Annotated in this window: 10 protein-coding genes and 1 pseudogene; 1 reads left to right on the top strand and 10 read right to left on the bottom strand. The window is 67.9% G+C overall.

The features are described from left to right. Positions 1 to 52: 52 nt before the first annotated feature. Complete coding sequence (locus tag HCU76_RS09385; protein WP_213953328.1) at positions 53 to 700, bottom strand: aspartate/glutamate racemase family protein; 648 nt, start codon at positions 698 to 700, stop codon at positions 53 to 55. Positions 701 to 883: 183 nt separating this feature from the next. Beyond that, positions 884 to 2,227 (bottom strand): aspartate aminotransferase family protein, encoded by a 1,344-nt coding sequence (locus HCU76_RS09380; protein WP_213953327.1) that lies wholly within the window; start codon positions 2,225 to 2,227, stop codon positions 884 to 886. A 134-nt stretch (positions 2,228 to 2,361) separates the two neighbouring features. On the opposite strand from HCU76_RS09380, the gene HCU76_RS09375 reads away from it, so the two are divergent. Beyond that, positions 2,362 to 3,228 carry a MurR/RpiR family transcriptional regulator gene (locus tag HCU76_RS09375; protein WP_213953326.1) on the top strand — a complete coding sequence of 289 codons (867 nt, stop codon included), beginning with the start codon at positions 2,362 to 2,364 and terminating at the stop codon, positions 3,226 to 3,228. A gap of 124 nt (positions 3,229 to 3,352) precedes the next feature. Here HCU76_RS09375 and HCU76_RS09370 read toward each other — a convergent pair whose 3' ends face one another. The 8 genes and pseudogenes from HCU76_RS09370 to HCU76_RS09335 form a co-directional block, all read right to left on the bottom strand. Continuing rightward, positions 3,353 to 3,610 (bottom strand): hypothetical protein, encoded by a 258-nt coding sequence (locus HCU76_RS09370; RefSeq protein ID WP_213953325.1) that lies wholly within the window; start codon positions 3,608 to 3,610, stop codon positions 3,353 to 3,355. 80 nt (positions 3,611 to 3,690) lie between these two features. Then, positions 3,691 to 4,377 carry a response regulator gene (locus HCU76_RS09365; protein WP_213953324.1) on the bottom strand — a complete coding sequence of 229 codons (687 nt, stop codon included), beginning with the start codon at positions 4,375 to 4,377 and terminating at the stop codon, positions 3,691 to 3,693. After that, positions 4,374 to 5,936: an ATP-binding protein gene (locus tag HCU76_RS09360; RefSeq protein ID WP_213953323.1), complete on the bottom strand. Its 1,563-nt coding sequence runs from the start codon at positions 5,934 to 5,936 to the stop codon at positions 4,374 to 4,376. The genes HCU76_RS09365 and HCU76_RS09360 overlap by 4 nt, the downstream gene beginning before the upstream one ends. Before the next feature lie 39 nt (positions 5,937 to 5,975). Beyond that, positions 5,976 to 6,632 (bottom strand): HAMP domain-containing sensor histidine kinase, encoded by a 657-nt coding sequence (locus tag HCU76_RS09355; protein WP_213953322.1) that lies wholly within the window; start codon positions 6,630 to 6,632, stop codon positions 5,976 to 5,978. A 187-nt stretch (positions 6,633 to 6,819) separates the two neighbouring features. Further along, positions 6,820 to 8,328: an efflux transporter outer membrane subunit gene (locus HCU76_RS09350; RefSeq protein WP_213953321.1), complete on the bottom strand. Its 1,509-nt coding sequence runs from the start codon at positions 8,326 to 8,328 to the stop codon at positions 6,820 to 6,822. Further along, entirely contained in the window at positions 8,325 to 11,528 is a 3,204-nt protein-coding gene (locus HCU76_RS09345; protein ID WP_213953320.1) for an efflux RND transporter permease subunit, read from the bottom strand. The genes HCU76_RS09350 and HCU76_RS09345 overlap by 4 nt, the downstream gene beginning before the upstream one ends. Positions 11,529 to 12,135: 607 nt before the next feature. Further along, complete coding sequence (locus tag HCU76_RS09340) at positions 12,136 to 15,267, bottom strand: efflux RND transporter permease subunit (protein WP_218509089.1); 3,132 nt, start codon at positions 15,265 to 15,267, stop codon at positions 12,136 to 12,138. Positions 15,268 to 15,382: 115 nt separating this feature from the next. After that, positions 15,383 to 15,613 (bottom strand): annotated as a pseudogene (locus HCU76_RS09335) (efflux RND transporter periplasmic adaptor subunit); the annotation flags it as partial.

Below are 15,613 nucleotides of genomic sequence, written 5' to 3'. Positions count from 1 at the left end.
CGCACTCCTTGAAAGAGCGCCGATTATCGCGAGCCAAAGTGCCGCAGGACGGTCAGCCGGCGTTCAGCTTGTGCCGCATTGCCCGAACCGCGCTGTCGACGGTCGTCAGCACCGGCACGCCCGATGCCTGCTCGCACGCCACTCGCGCGCGGGCCATGCTGAACTGGGCCAGTGCGATGCGGGCGCAGCCACGGTCGGCCAGCGCCTTCGCTTCCGCGGCGATCAACGCATCGTGGCGCGCCGCGTCCCCCGCATTCAAGGCATCCAGGGCGCCATCGACCATCGCAAGCTCCAGTTCCACGCTCTCCGGGAATTCCGGCGGCATCGACAGGAGCGTCGGTCCGAAGGTCGCGATCAGCCCCAGCCGCCCCTGCCCCTGCACGGCCTCATCGACCATGGCCTCGTTGGGCTTGAGCACCGGAATGGCGAAGTGCGTACGCGCCACGCGCTCGATGCAGGCGCCGAAGGCCGAACAGGTGAACAGGATGCCCTGCACGCCCGTGTCGACCACGTACTGCCCCAGCCGCGCAAAGCGCTCGTGCATGGCCCCGTCGAGTTCGCCGCCGCTGCGCGCGAGGTCGGCCGAAAGGCTGTCGTCGAGCACGTTCATGCGCACCGCCTCGGGCCAGTCGCGCGCAAAGGCCTGGTTGATCGGATCGATCGAGTGCGTCAGGGCGTGGATCAGTGCGATGCGAGTCATTGCGGTGGGCTCAGATTCCCTTCGACGACGGGTTCGCGAAGGCGTCCTTCGTCCCGGCATCGAGGGGTAGTGGATGTGATGTTCTTCGGCGGGATCGGCTGCCTGAACCACTGATCGTAGAGCTTTTCCCTCCCGCCGGATTTCATCATGCCACCGACCATGCGGTCCACCAGGGCCCTGGCGTCAGGCGGTCTGGGCCGCGGCGACCCGCGTGACCGCGTCGATCGACTCGGCCAGCACGGTCGCGATCTTCTGCAGGTCCGGCCGGGACGCGATGAACGGTGGTGCGAGCAGCACGTGGTCGCCCTGTCGGCCATCGACGGTGCCGCCGAAGGGATAGCACAACAGGCCTCGCGCCATCGCATCCTTCTTGAGGCGTGCATTGACGGCCTGCCCCCGATCGAAGGGCGACTTGCTCCCCCGGTCGGCAACGAGTTCGACGCCCCAGAAGAAGCCGCGCCCGCGGATGTCGCCCACGTGCGGGTGGGAGCCCAGCGCCTTGCGCAGCATCTGGCCGAACAGCACGCCGTCGTCGCGCACCTTCGCCAGCAGGTCGTCGCGATGTATCACCTGTTGCACCGCCAGCGCCGCCGCGCAGGCCACGGGATGGCCAAGGTAGGTGTGGCCATGCCGGAAGAAGCCGCTGCCCTTCGACATCGCCTCGACAATCTTCTTCTGCGCGAGCACGGCGCCGACAGGCTGGTAGCCGCCGCCGAGCCCCTTGGCGATCGTCACCAGGTCCGGCACGACGCCCTCCTGCTCGCAGGCGTAGAGCGTGCCGGTGCGGCCCATTCCGCACATCACCTCGTCGAGGATCAGCAGCACGCCGTACTTGTCGCAGACCGCGCGCACCGCCTTGAAGTAGCCGGGCACGGGCGCCAGCACGCCAGCCGTGGCGCCCCCGACGGTCTCCGCCACGAAGGCGATCACGCGGTCGGCGCCCTGCGCGAGGATGGCCGCTTCGAGCTCGGCCGCCAGCCGCAATCCGTAGGCCTGCGCCGTTTCGTCGGCACGCTGCTCGCGGTAGGGATAGCACGGCGCCACGTGCGTGGCCGGGATCAGGATGGGCGCGAACGGCGCGCGCCGCCATTCGTTGCCGCCCACCGCCAGCGCGCCGAGCGTATTGCCGTGGTAGCTCTGGCGGCGCGCGATGAAGTGCGTGCGCTGCGGCTGGCCGATCTCGACGAAGTATTGCCGCGCCATCTTGAGCGCCGACTCCACCGCCTCCGATCCGCCGCTGACCAGGTACGCGTGGCTCGTGCCTTCGGGCGCGGTGCGGATCAGTTCGTCGGCCAGCTGCTCGGCGACTTCGGTGGTGAAGAAGCTGGTGTGCGCATAGGGCAGCCGATCGATCTGCGCATGCATGGCGGCGAGCACGTCGGGGTGCGCATGGCCGAGCGAGGACACGGCCGCGCCGCCCGAGGCATCGAGGTATTCGCGCCCCGCGGCATCGCGAATGGTCACGCCGCTGGCGGCGACGGCCACGGGCGGGGTGTTGCGCAAGTGGCGATGGAAGACATGGGTCATGGAAGGCCCCTCGACGGGCGTGTAATCAATGTTCTGGGTTGATTATTGTGTGGAACATATGTTCCGTCAACGTCGAGGTTGCAACAATCATTGGTACATTCGTTCCAAAACCCGAAGCAGTTGAAAGAACCCCGATGCCTGTCAAGGACGACCTGCGTCAGCGCTATGCCGATCTGAGCCCTGCCCTGCAGCAGGTGGCGAAGTACGTGCTCGACCACCCCAACGACGTGGTGACGAGTTCGATGCGAACCATCGGCCAGCGCTCGCAGAGCACGCCGGCGACGCTGGTGCGTTTTGCCCAGCACCTGGGCTATGCGGGCTGGCCTCAGTTGAAGGAGGCGGTGGCGGGCGAGATGGGCCTCGGGCCGGACGCCTACGGCCAGCGAGCGCGCCAGCTCGTCAGCCGCGCGAAGAGTCCGACGCTGGTCAATGAGATGTTCGAGGCGCAGCGCCACAACCTCGATGCCACCGAGCGCCAGAACGCCGGTTCGCTGCAGAAGGCGGCCGCACTGATCGAGAAGGCCGGCAGCGTGCATGCGGCCGGCTTCCGGGCGTGCTTCCCGGTCGCGTTTTCCTTCGTCTACGTCTGCCGCATGTTCCGCCCCGGCGTGCACATGATCGATGGCCAGGGCGGCTCGCTGGAGATGCAGCAGCGGGCCATGGCCAGGGGCGACGCGCTTGTCGTCATCAGCTTCGCGCCGTATTCGCGTGAGGCCCTGCAGGTGGCCGAGGCCGCGAAGCACGCGGGATGCAAGGTCGTCGCCATCACCGACAGCGAGGCGTCGCCACTGTCACTGCTGGCCGACGAGACCATCCTCTTCGCCGTCCACAGCCCGTCCTTCTTCCCCTCGGTCACGGCAGGATTCGCGGTCACGGAAGCGCTCGTGGAACTGCTCGCCAGCCGTGCCGGCAAGGGCGTGGTCAAACGCATCGACCAGGCTGAAGCGCATCTGTTCGAGTCCGGCGCCTACTTGCAGGCTCCGAAGCCGCGCAAGGGCTGATACGACTTCGCAATCAAACGCATAACTGCGTTGGATCGCCTTGCTGTGCTACAGCACTGTCTGCGGCGCTCCGCCTTGTTCTGCGCTTGATTGCAAAGTCGTATGAATCGTCGGCCCGACTCGGTCACCGCTCCGGCCGCAACACCAATCGGCCCTCGGCATCCCTCTCGCACAAACCGGTGAGCGGCGCCTCATGGCGCCCCGGCAATGGAAGACGCGCACCGTCGAATTGCCCCACGCAGGCTTCGCGCATGCCGGGTGGCGGGGCCGCGTCCGCACGCATGTGCGCGGGCGGCCCCATCGACGGCAGCGTCGACATGACGAAGCAGCCCGCCAACGCGAGCGCCATGACGGCAGCCACAAAGCAATCGGTGGTTTTCATCGGACCAGTGTGGCCGCTGATCTTGGAGAAATCGCGGAGGCATCGCGATGCCGGGCGGCGTGATCACACGCCCGTATCGATCAGCCGGCCGGTGCCTCGAAGGCGAAGCCGACGCCATACACCGAACGAATCCAGTCATGGTCCGGTGCGGCTGCAGAGAGCTTGCGGCGCAGGTTCTTGACATGGCTGTCGACCGCGCGCTCGGTCACGTCGACGGTGTCGTCGTAGGCGAGTTCGAGCAATCGCGCACGCGAGAAGATGCGCCCCGGATGCCGCGACAACGCCTGCAGCAAGCCGAACTCGCGCCGTGTCAGGTTGAGCGCGACGCCGTTCAGCGTGGCGCGCCAGTGCGCATCGTCGAGCGCCAGCGGCGTCACGCCCGGGCCCTGCCGCGCGGCACCCTCGGCACCCGTCCTGCGCAGCACGGCCTTCACGCGCGCCAACACCTCGCGCGGCGAGAAGGGCTTGCAGACATAGTCGTCTGCACCCAGTTCCAACCCAAGCAGGCGATCGACCTCCTCGATGCGCGCGGTGAGCATGATGACCGGATGGCTGGTGTGCACCCTGGCTTGCCGCAGCACGCTCATGCCGTCCAGGTGCGGCAGCATGACGTCGAGCAGGGTGAGGTCGGGCGGGTGCTCGAGCATCGTCTTCAGCGCGGTGCGCCCGTCGGCCGCGTGCTCGGCTTCATAGCCGGCGTGGCGCAGGTAATCGAGGAGCACCGAGGCGATGTCGTGCTCGTCCTCGACGACAAGGATGCGTGTCACTGCGATGCTCCCGTGCCGACCAGCGGCAATGCCAACACGATGCGCACCCCGCCCAGCGGCGATGCGGTGGCCTCGATGGTGCCGCCATGCTCCTCGACGGTCGTGCGGCAGATGGACAGGCCCAGGCCCGAGCCGCCGGTCTCGCGGCTGCGAGAGCCTTCGCCGCGGAACAGGCGCTCGAACATGCGCGACAGCTCGTCCGGCGCAACGCCCGGTGCGCTGTCGTCCATCTGGATCACCAGGCGCTGTCCTTCGGGGGATTCATCGATGCGCGCATCCAGTTGCAGGAGGCCGCCCGCATCCGTATAGGCCAGCGTGTTGTCGAGCAGGTTCATGAACACCTGGTGCAGCCGCCGCGCATCGCCGTCGACCAGTGGCTGCACCTGCGCGGCCAGCGCCTGCACGGCATCGGCATCGACGCGGATGCCGCACTGCGCGAAGCGCTCGCGCGTCATCGTGACCGCCTCCATCAGCAGCGCGAGCGGATACGCCGCCGCGCGCGTCGGCGGCGCCAGGTCCTGCGGCTCGCGCATGCTGCTGCGCAGGTCGTCGACCAGCTGGCCCAGGCGCATCACCTGGCGATGCAGGCGCAGCGCGGTGCGGTCGTCGAAGCTGCGCACGCCATCCTGCAGCGCCTCGATCTCGGCGCGCATGGCGGACAGCGGCGTGCGCAGTTCATGAGCCACGTCGGCCAGCCAGGCGCGACGCGATGCCTCGATGGTGTCGAGCCTGGCGGCCATGTCGTTGAAGGTGCGGCCCAGCAGTGCGAGCTCGTCAGTGCCCTGCACCGGCACGCGCGTGACGGGGCGCCCGCTGGCCACGTCGCGCGCGGCTTGCGTCAACGCGTCGATGGGGCTGAACCAGCGCCGTGCCAGCAGCCACGAGAGCGCCAACGCCAGCACCAGGCCGGCCAGGCCGGTCAACATCACGATGCCGGACTGCCGCGCAACGAAGGCGCGATCCGCCTCGCTCTTGAGGCCCTCGAGCGGCGCCAGCGCCAGGTAGCCGACGACGCCCTTCCCCTGGCGGATCGGCAGGCGCGCGGCTTCGCCCGGATCGGCCGCCATGCCGACCAGCGTGGCGCCCGACACATCCACCAGGCTCAGGCGCTGGAACGGCGAATCGCCCGACTGGCGGGCACCGAAGAAGAGCCAGGGCGGCGGTGCGTAGCGCGGCGCGGAAGGCTCGACTGGCTGCCAGGGCGGCGGCCCGCCGTCGCCCGCACTGGGACCGGACGACGGGCGGCGCTGGTACCAGGGCGGCAGGCGGTTGTCGTCGTGGCCGCGCGCGTCCGTGCTCGACAGCCCGAAGTCGCCCATCTGCAGGCGGCGCCAGGCATCCTCGTCGTCTCGCAACTTGTCCCAGCTGCCATTGGCCGCATAGTGCTTCTGCAACAGTTGCACCAGCCAGTCCATGCGGCGGATCTCGATCTCGGCCACGTAGGGTCCGAGGCCGCGCTGCAGGCCGAGGATCGAGAAGCCCGCGAAGATCAGCAGCACCCCGAGCAGCAGCGTGGCCAGCGCGAGAAAGATCTTCTTCGAGAGCGTCAGGCGGGGCATCTGTTCATTCGGCCCACGACCTCATCTTGCGGCAGCCGACTACCGGCATGGCGTCGCTTCCACCGCCGGCGTCGATGCATTTGCCACCAGCGCGCACAGTGGCAGGCGCAGGGTGAGCCCGAGTTCGCCCGTGGGTGCGGGTGCCACATAGACGCGGCCTCCATGCTCGTTCGCGACGCGCTGGCAAGTCGCTGCGCAGGCGCCGACGCTGCCGTGCGCGGATTCGCGTGGCCCATTCGAGGCACGCAAGAACAGGCGCGCCAGCGCGGCGTACTCGCCGTCGGCCCCGGCGTCCATGAAATGCACCACGGCCTGCTCGCCCTCCGCCCGCGCCAGCACCTTCAGCGTGCCGCCGTTCTTCATCGCGTGTGTCGCGATGGTCACGACCTGCGCGAGTAGTTGCCGGATGACCGTCTGCTGCACGAAGACGGGCAACGCGGCGCAGGTGAGTTGCAGCTGCAACGCGATGCCGCCGCGCTGCAGCAGCGCCGAACAGTCGCCCGGCATGGCGCGCAGCAGCTGGATCAGGTCGGTATCGACGCGCGGTTCCATCGCCATCTGCGCGGCGGGTTCCGTCGCCATCTGCGCGACGGGTTTCGGTGGGCTTGCCGGCACGGCCGCCCTCGTCTCCAGCATGCGCCAGAAGACCATCAATGCGGTGGCGGAAAACGCCGCCAGGAAGTGCGGGCCGGTCATGTCAGAACGCGTGGCGCGTGCGCGGACGACTGCGCGGAGACCAGGCCAGCACCCAGTGCTGCCGTCGTTGCCGGGAGGATTCGTTTCATTCAGGTTCTCCGTTGAGGGATTGCGTCGCGTTGCATGCGATGTTGAACAGCGAATGCGGAGGCAATTGGGAGGCTGCGTAAACGCGGGTGCGACGCGCTCAGCGAGCGGAAACGGCGGCCTTGTCCGTCTGCGTGACCTTGTCCGTGACCTTGTCAGTGGCGTTGTCGGTGGCCTTGTCCGTGGCCTTGTCCTGGAGCCAGTCGGCCCCCCAGCCGCCGCCCAGGCCCTGGATCAGGCCCACCGCCGCGGCCTGCCGGCTGACTTGCACCTGCAGCACGGTACGCCGCGCGCTCAATGCCGACGCCTGTGCAGTGACCACGTCCGTATAGCTCACCTGGCCCGCGCGATAGCGGTTGAGAAACTGTTGCTCGGTCTTGTCCGCCGCCACAGAGGCTTCGCGCCGCAGCGTTTCCTGCTGCGCCAGGCTGGCCGTGGCCGTGAGCTGGTCCTCGACGTTCTGGAAGGCCGTGAGCACGGTCTGGCGATAGCCCGCGACAGACGCCGCGTGTGCGGCCTTCGCGGCATCGACACGCGCCCCGATGGCGCCCGCATCGAACAGCACCTGGGAGGCCGAAAGCCCGAAGGACCACACCAGTTGCGGCGCACTGAACAGGTCCTGCCAGCGCAGGGAGGTGGTCCCTGCGGTGGCACTGAGCGTCAGGCTCGGATAGTAGGCGGCGCGTGCGATGCCGATCTGCGCATTGGCCGCCGCAACCGCACGCTCTGCGGCCGCAATGTCCGGTCGGCGTTGCAGCAAGGTCGATGGAATGTCCAGCGGCACGATGGGCACCACCGGCTTCCATGCGCTGAGCGCGACCAGGCTGAACTCGGCCGGCGCAGCGCCGACCAGCACGGCGATGGCATGCTCCAGCGTGTCGCGCGTGCGCCTCAGCACCACGCGATCGGCGCGCGCATTGACCAGTTGCGTCTGCGCCTGCAGCACGTCGCTCTGCGGCGCAATGCCGGCCTCGTAGCGATTGCGGGTGATGGTGTAGCTGCGCTCGTAACCTTCGATCGTGTCGTCCAGCAGCAACCCTTCCGCGTCGGCTTCGCGCAGCGAGAAATAGCTGGAGGCCAGCAGGCCGATGGCCGACAGGCGCGCCGCCGCCAGGTCTGCCGCACTGGCTTGCGCCTGTGCCTGCGCGCTGTTGACGGCGGCGCGCAGGTTGCCCCAGATGTCGGGTGTCCAGTCGGCGTCGAGCGACACGCCCGCGGAGCCCGCGACGATGGGAACGCTGCGGTCGCCGCTGCGCCGCGCGTTGCCCGACAGGCCCAGCGTCGGGAACAGGCCCGCGCGCTGCTCGCGCACCAGCGCCTGGGCCTGGTCGTAGTTGGCAACCGCTGCCGCGATGTTCTGGTTCGACACCTGCACGCGCGCGGCCAACTCGTTCAATTCCGCGTCGCCGAACACCTTCCACCATTCGCCGCGGTCGTCGGCATCTGCTGGCGCAGCCACGACCCAGCCTTGCGCGGCGGGCGCTTCCTTCCAGGTGTCGGGCGAGACCGTCACCGGCTTTTCATAGGTCGGCCCGACGGCGCAGCCGGCCAGCAACATGGTCAGCGCGAGCACGACGGGTTTGATCAGGATGGAGTGCGGGGCAGTCATGACGATAGGCCGGCGGAACGGCTCAAGTACTTTTCGTTGGCGGAACGGCGGCGCAGCTTGTCCATGAGCACGTAGACGACCGGCGTGGTCAGCAGCGTGAGCAGCTGGCTTGCGATGAGGCCGCCGATGATCGACACGCCCAGCGGCTGCCGCAGCTCGGCGCCCTGGCCGAAGCCGATGGCCAGCGGCAGCGCACCGAGCGCAGCGGCCACGGTGGTCATGAGGATCGGGCGGAAGCGCAGCAGGCAGGCCTCGCGCACCGCCTCGGTGGCCGTCAGGCCGCGCGCGCGTTCGGCGTCGAGCGCAAAGTCGATGATCAGGATGGCGTTCTTCTTCACGATGCCGATCAGCAGGAACACGCCGATCAACGCGATGATCGAGAAGTCCATGCGGAACAGCAGCAGCGCCAGCACCGCGCCCACGCCGGCAGAAGGCAGGGTGGTCAGCACAGTGATGGGATGGATCAGGCTTTCATAGAGCACGCCCAGCACGATGTAGATCACCACCAGCGCCGCGAGGATCAGGAAGGCCTGCTGGCCCTGCGATTGCTGCGCGCTCGCCGCCGTGCCGCTGAAGCTGCCGCGCACGTTGATCGGCATCGCGATGTCGGCGCCGGCCTGCTCGACGATCGCGCGCGCCTCGCCAATCGAGACGCCCGGCGCCAGGTCGAAGGAGATGGTGCTCGAAAGCTCGCCGCCCTCGTGGGATATCGATGTGGGTATCGCACGCTCCGACATCGTCGCGACCGTGCTCAGCGGCACCATCGTGGTCGTGGTGTTGGCCAGCGGCGACCCGGTCGACGCGCCGCGCAGGCCCGGGTTGGCCGAGGTGAGCACCGGCACGTTGCCGCTGGTCACGGCAGGGTCCGAAGGCACGTACAGGTCCTTGAGCTCCACCGGCCCCCGCATGAAGCGCGGCGCCCATTCCATGATCACGGCGTACTGGTTGAGCTCGTCGTAGATGGTCGCGACCGAGCGCTGGCCGAAGGCGTTGTAGAGCGAGTTGTCGATCGCGCTCGAGCTCAGGCCCAGGCGCGAGGCGCTGTCGCGGTCGACGTTGACGTAGGTCTCCACGCCATTGTCGGACTGGTCGCTGTCGATGTCGGTGAGCGACTCTTCCAGCTTCAGCCGGTCGGCCAGCTTGCCGACCCAGGTGCGCAGGTCCTTCAGGTTGTCGCTCTTGAGCGTGTACTGGTAGGTTGAGTTGCTGGAGCGCCCGCCCATGCGCAGCTCCTGCACCTGGCCGAGGAACACGCGCAGGCCGGTGAGCTTGTCGAGTTGCGGACGCAGCCGCGCGATGACCTGCGGGCTGGTCGCATCGCGCTGGTTCACCGGCTTGAGGTTGACGAACATGAAGCCACCGCCCGCACGGCTGCCGCCCGCGAAGCCGACCACCGTGTCGACCGCCGGGTCGGCGCGCACGATGTCGACCGCCTGCTTCAGCTTCTCGCCGAGCGCGATCGAGGAGATGCTCTGGTCGGCGCGCAGGCCGCCGTTGAGCTGGCCGTTGTCCTGCTGCGGAAAGTAGCCCTTGGGCACGTGCTGGAACAGGTAGAAGTTCAGCCCGATCACGGCCACCAGCACCAGCATCACGATGGTCTTGCTGTGCAGCGCCCAGTCGAGGCTGTGCTCGTAGATGCGAAGGATGAAGTCGTAGCTGTTCTCGGCCCAGCGCACCGGCCAGGCCTTGCGGCGCTGCGGCGCGTGCGGGTCTTCCTTCGGCTCGGAGGAGAGCAGCCAGGCGCACATCATCGGCGTGGTGGTCAGCGAGATCAGGAGCGAGATCAGCACGGCCGCCGACAGCGTGATCGCGAACTCGCGGAACAGCCGGCCCACCTGCCCATCCATGAACAGCAGCGGTATGAACACCGCCACCAGCGACAGGCTGATCGACAGCACGGTGAAGCCCACCTCGCGCGCGCCGAGCAGCGCGGCGTCGAACCGGTTCATGCCCTCCTCGATGTGGCGACTGGTGTTCTCCAGCACGACGATCGCATCGTCCACCACGAAGCCGGTGGCCACGGTGAGCGCCATCAGGCTGAGGTTGTTGAGGCTGAAGCCCAGCAGGTACATCACGCCGAAGGTGCCGAGCAATGACACGACGGTGGCGACCGCCGGCACGATGGTCGCGCGCGCCTTGCGCAGGAACAGGCCCACGACCAGCACCACGAGCACGATCGAGATCATCAGCGTGCCCTCGACCTCGCGCAGCGATGCGCGGATGGAGTTGGTGCTGTCCGAGGCCACTTCGACGTTAATGTCCTGCGGCAGTTGCGCGCGCAGTTCAGGCAGCAGGTCCCGCACGCCATCGACGGTCTCGATGATGTTGGCGCCGGGCTCGCGCGTGATGAGGATGATGATGGCCGGCTCGCCGTTGAAGAGCCCGGTGGTGCGCCGGTTCTCGACGCCATCCACCACGTTGGCGACATCCGACAGGCGCACGGCTGCGTTGTTGCGCCACGCGATGATCATCGAGCGATAGTCCGTCGCGCGCAGACCCGGCGAGGGCGTGTAGATCTGCAGCCGCCGCCCTTCGCCTTCGATCGCGCCCTTGGGCCGGTTGGCGTTGCTGGCCTGGATGGCGGCGCGCACGTCCTCGGTGCTGATCCCGTATTGGTTGAGCGCATAGGGCTGCAGCTCGATGCGCACCGCCGGGAGCGAGCCGCCACCGATCTCGACATCGCCCACGCCCGGCACTTGCGAGACGCGCTGGCTGACGATGTTGGACACCGCGTCGTAGATCTGTCCCGGCGTCTTGGTCTTGGAGGTGAGCGCCAGGATGATGACGGGCGACGAGGCCGGATTGGCCTTGCGGTAGGTCGGGTTGCGCCGCAGCGTGGCGGGCAGGTCGACGCGTGCCGCATTGATGGCGGCTTGCACTTCGCGCGCTGCGCCGTCGATGTTGCGAGAGAGATCGAATTGCAGGCTGACGCGGCCGGAGCCGGTGGAACTGCTCGACGTCATCTCGTTGACGCCCGCGATGGTGCCGAGCCGCCGTTCCAGCGGCGTGATGACGCTGCTGGCCATGGTGTCGGGGCTGGCGCCGGGCAGTTGCGCCGTGACCGAGATCGCCGGGTAGTCGACATTGGGCAGCGGCGAGACCGGCAACACGAAGAAGGCCGCGATGCCGGCGAGCGCGATGCCGATGGTCAGCAGGACGGTGGCTATCGGTCGCTTGACGAAGGGGCTGGAGAGGTTCACTGGCCTGCTCCTTGACCGGACTCGTCGATGCGCTCGTGCGTGCGTTCCAGGGTGCGGTCGTGGGTGCGGTCCGGGGTATGGTCCGGGATGCGTCGTCGGGCGGCATGCCGCACGGCGCGTGCGACCCTACTGCGCCGGTCGCTTCGCGACTCCCCTGCGCTGCTCACGCTTGGCGGGGTCCACATGAACTCGCTTCGCTCAAACAGCATGTGGCCCTCATCCGCCAAACGCTGCGCTGCTCGGCGGCGCAGAAGGGTCGCCCACCCCGCACCGCATACCACCCGCCGCCGTGGACACGCTCGTGGTGCATCCCTCTTGCTCCCTCTCCCCTCGGGGAGAGGGCTGGGGTGAGGGCTGCCACCTCCAAAGAGGATGGAGCTTCCGATCACCCCCAAGCCCGGTACGCGGTGTGGGTCAGTCGATCCCTTCTGCGGTGCTGAGGAGCGCAGCTTTTCGCGGATCAGGGCCACATGCTGTTTGAGCGAAGCGAGTTCATGTGGACCCCGCGGAAAGCGAGCACCGCAAGGGAGCCGCGAAGCGCCCGCCGCAGTAGGGTCGGCCGGCCCGCACCGCGTGCCGGGCGCTCTCAACGACGAAACGAATGCAGTCACGCAACGACCTCGGATGAAGTCCGCCGACCAAACCGCCGCCCCAGCCGATCGAACGCAAGATAAATCACCGGCGTCGTGAACAGCGTCAGCACCTGGCTCACGATCAGCCCGCCGAAGATCGCCAGCCCCAACGGCCGCCGCAACTCCGCGCCTTCGCCAAACCCCAGCATCAACGGCACGGCAGCAAACAACGCAGCCAAGGTCGTCATCAAGATCGGCCGGAAGCGCAGCAATGCCGCCTGGTGGATCGCCTCCTGCGGCGACTTGCCCTCCGTGCGCTCGGCATCGATCGCGAAGTCGATCATCATGATCGCGTTCTTCTTCACGATGCCGATCAGCAGGATGATCCCGATGATCCCGATCACGCCCAGGTCATTGCCTGTGATCCACAAGGCCAGCAACGCGCCCACGCCAGCCGATGGCAAGGTCGACAGGATCGTCAGCGGATGGATGTAGCTCTCGTACAGCACGCCCAGCACGATGTAGACGCAGACCACAGCGGCCAGGATCAGCCACAACTGGTTCGACAACGACTTCTCATACGCACCCGACGCACCCAGGAAGGTCATCGTCACGCTGGCCGGCATGCCGATCTCCTTCGCGGCCTGGCGGATCGAATCGACCGCCTTGCCCAGCGACACGTTGTGCGCCGTATCGAAGCCCACCGTCGCGGCCGGGTACTGCGCCACATGCGTGATCTGCAGGGGCGCGAGCTGCTCGCGGATCGTCGCCACCGCGGACAAGGGCGTCGGCGCGCCGGTGCCGGTCTTGAGGTTCAGCGTGCCGAGCTGCTGCGGCGTCTCGATCGAATCGGCCTTGGCCTCGAGGATCACGCGGTACTGGTTGGTCTCCGTGAAGATCGTCGACACGATGCGCTGGCCGAAGGCGCTGTAGAGCACGTCGTCGACCGCGCTGGCCGTCACCGCGAGCCGCGAGGCCGTGTTGCGGTCGATGTCGACGTACGCCGACAAGCCCTCCGCGCCGGCATCGCTTGTCACGTTGCGCACGCGCGGCTCATGCTCCAGGCGGGCCATCAGCTTCTTCACCCACTCCGTCACCGTGGCCGAACTCACGCCCTCGATCGACAGGCGGTACTCGGTCGGCCCGCTCTCCGCATCGATGGTCAGGTCCTGCGTCGGCTGCAGGTACAGCGTCACGCCGGCCACCTCGCGCACACGTTCGCGCAGGCGGTTCATCACGTCTTCCTGGTTGCCGTGCCGGGGCTTCAGGTTGACCAGCATGCGGCCGGTGTTGAGCATCGTGTTGTTGGCCGCATCGACGCCGGTGAACGAACTCAGGCTCTCCACATCGGGGTCGGCAAGGATGGCCTTCGCGGCCGCCTGCTGCAGGTCCGACATGCGGTCGTACGACACGTCCTGCGCGGCCTCGATGCGCGCCTGCAACTGGCCCGTGTCCTGCGTCGGGAACAGCCCCTTGGGGATGAACACGTACATCAGGACGGTCAGCACCAGCGTCAGCAGCGCGACGATCATCGTCAGGCCCTGGCGGCGGAACACCCAGCCCAGCGACACGTCGTAGCGTGCAATCACGCCGTCGAAGAAGGCCTGCACCTTGCCCGCCAGGCCGCGCGTCGCGTTGTGCGGCTCGGTCTTCAGCATGCGGGCCGACATCATCGGCACCAGCGTCAGCGACACCACGGCGGAGATGAGGATCGTGATGGCCAGCGTCATCGCGAACTCGCGGAACAGCCGTCCCACCACGTCGCCCATGAACAGCAACGGGATCAGCACCGCGATCAGCGACACCGTCAGCGAGATGATGGTGAAGCCGATCTGCGAAGCGCCCTTGATCGCGGCCGCGAAGGGCTTCTCGCCCTCCTCCAGGTAGCGCGAGATGTTCTCGATCATCACGATCGCGTCGTCCACCACGAAGCCGGTCGCGATGGTCAGAGACATCAGGCTCAGGTTGTTGAGGCTGTAGCCCAGCATGTACATCACGCCGCAGGTGCCGATCAGCGAGATCGGCACGGCCAGGCTGGCGATGATGGTCGCGCGCCAGCTGTGCAGGAAGAAGAAGATCACCAGGACCACCAGCACCACGGCCAGCGCGAGCTCGATCTCGACATGCATCACCGAGGCGCGGATGCCGGTCGTGCGGTCGCTCAGCACCTTCACGTCCAGGCCCGTGGGCAATTGCGCCTGCAGGTCTGGCAACTGTTTCTTGATCGCGTCGACCGTGGCGATGACGTTGGCGCCCGGCTGACGCTGCACGTTCAGGATGATCGCCGGCGTGAGTGTGGGCTCCACGCCCGGCGCCGACGCGTCGCCCGGCCCGTTCACGCCGGACCACGCGCCCAGCTTGGTGTTCTCCGCGCTGTCCACTACCTGCGCCACGTCGATCATGCGCACAGGCGCGTTGTTCTTGTAGGCGACGATCAGGTTCTTGTAGTCGTCCACCGTCACCAACTGGTCGTTGGCATTGATGGTGTAGGAGCGCTTCGGCCCGTCGAAGCTGCCCTTGGCGCTGTTGGCGTTGGCATTCGCAATCGCAGTGCGCAGCGCATCGAGTCCGATGCCGTACGAAGCCAGCGCGCGCGTGTCGGCCTGGATGCGCACCGCAGGCCGCTGCCCGCCCGAAAGCGTGACGAGCCCCACGCCCGACACCTGGCTGATCTTCTGCGCGAGCCGCGTGTTGACGATGTTCTGCACCTCGGTCAGCGGCATCGTCTTCGAGCTGATGGCCAGCGTGAGCACCGGCGCGTCGGCCGGGTTGACCTTGGCATACACCGGCGGCGCGGGCAGGTCGGCCGGCAGCAGCGAGTTGCTGGCATTGATGGCGGCTTGCACTTCCTGCTCGGCCACGTCCAGCGTCTCGGTCAGCGCGAACTGCAGCGTGATGATCGACACGCCGGCCGCGCTGGTTGAGCTCATGCGGTTGAGCCCGGACATCTGGCCGAAGTTGCGCTCCAGTGGCGCCGTCACGGTGCGGCTCATCACCTCGGGGCTGCCACCGGGATACAGCGTCTGGACCTGGATCGTGGGGTAGTCGACCTGCGGCAGCGCCGACAGCGGCAGGAACTTGAAGCCCACCAGCCCGGCCAGCACGATCGCCACCATGAGCAACGCCGTGGCGACCGGGCGCTCGATGAACGGGCGTGACGGACTCATGGATGCCCCCACGTGCGGCACTTCGCTGCATCGCTGCGTTCCGACCGGGTGCGCGCTGGTCCGAGGCGGGCCGGCAATGCGCCGACCGCCATGCGCCTGGCCCCGAGATTCGTGCTCATTCCGCCTGGCGCCGCGGGCGCTCGCTCATGCGTTGCCAGCGCTCCAGCGCGGCCGGGTCGCCACGATCGATGGCTTCGAGGAAGCGCTTGCGGCGCTCCAGCTGCTCGGGATCGTCCTTGGCCGAATCGAGCATGCGCTGGCGTTGCTCCGGCGTGGGCGGCTTGACGGCTGCGGCCGGGGCGGCTGGCGCGGCCTCGGCTGCTGCCTGAGGCGTGGCCGCGCCTGC

Origin of the sequence: Variovorax sp. dw_308, assembly GCF_019207085.1 — a bacterium.
In the GTDB taxonomy this organism is placed as follows: Bacteria; Pseudomonadota; Gammaproteobacteria; order Burkholderiales; family Burkholderiaceae_C; genus Variovorax.
This window is presented reverse-complemented; position numbering and strand designations above follow the sequence as displayed.

Bases quoted from the DNA above. Each gene is read 5' to 3' on its own strand.
- HCU76_RS09385 (WP_213953328.1), bottom strand. From the start codon at position 700: ATGACTCGCATCGCACTGATCCACGCCCTGACGCACTCGATCGATCCG.
- HCU76_RS09380 (WP_213953327.1), bottom strand. From the start codon at position 2,227: ATGACCCATGTCTTCCATCGCCACTTGCGCAACACCCCGCCCGTGGCC.
- HCU76_RS09375 (WP_213953326.1), top strand. From the start codon at position 2,362: ATGCCTGTCAAGGACGACCTGCGTCAGCGCTATGCCGATCTGAGCCCT.
- HCU76_RS09370 (WP_213953325.1), bottom strand. From the start codon at position 3,610: ATGAAAACCACCGATTGCTTTGTGGCTGCCGTCATGGCGCTCGCGTTG.
- HCU76_RS09360 (WP_213953323.1), bottom strand. From the start codon at position 5,936: ATGCCCCGCCTGACGCTCTCGAAGAAGATCTTTCTCGCGCTGGCCACG.
- HCU76_RS09355 (WP_213953322.1), bottom strand. From the start codon at position 6,632: ATGACCGGCCCGCACTTCCTGGCGGCGTTTTCCGCCACCGCATTGATG.
- HCU76_RS09350 (WP_213953321.1), bottom strand. From the start codon at position 8,328: ATGACTGCCCCGCACTCCATCCTGATCAAACCCGTCGTGCTCGCGCTG.
- HCU76_RS09340 (WP_218509089.1), bottom strand. From the start codon at position 15,267: ATGAGTCCGTCACGCCCGTTCATCGAGCGCCCGGTCGCCACGGCGTTG.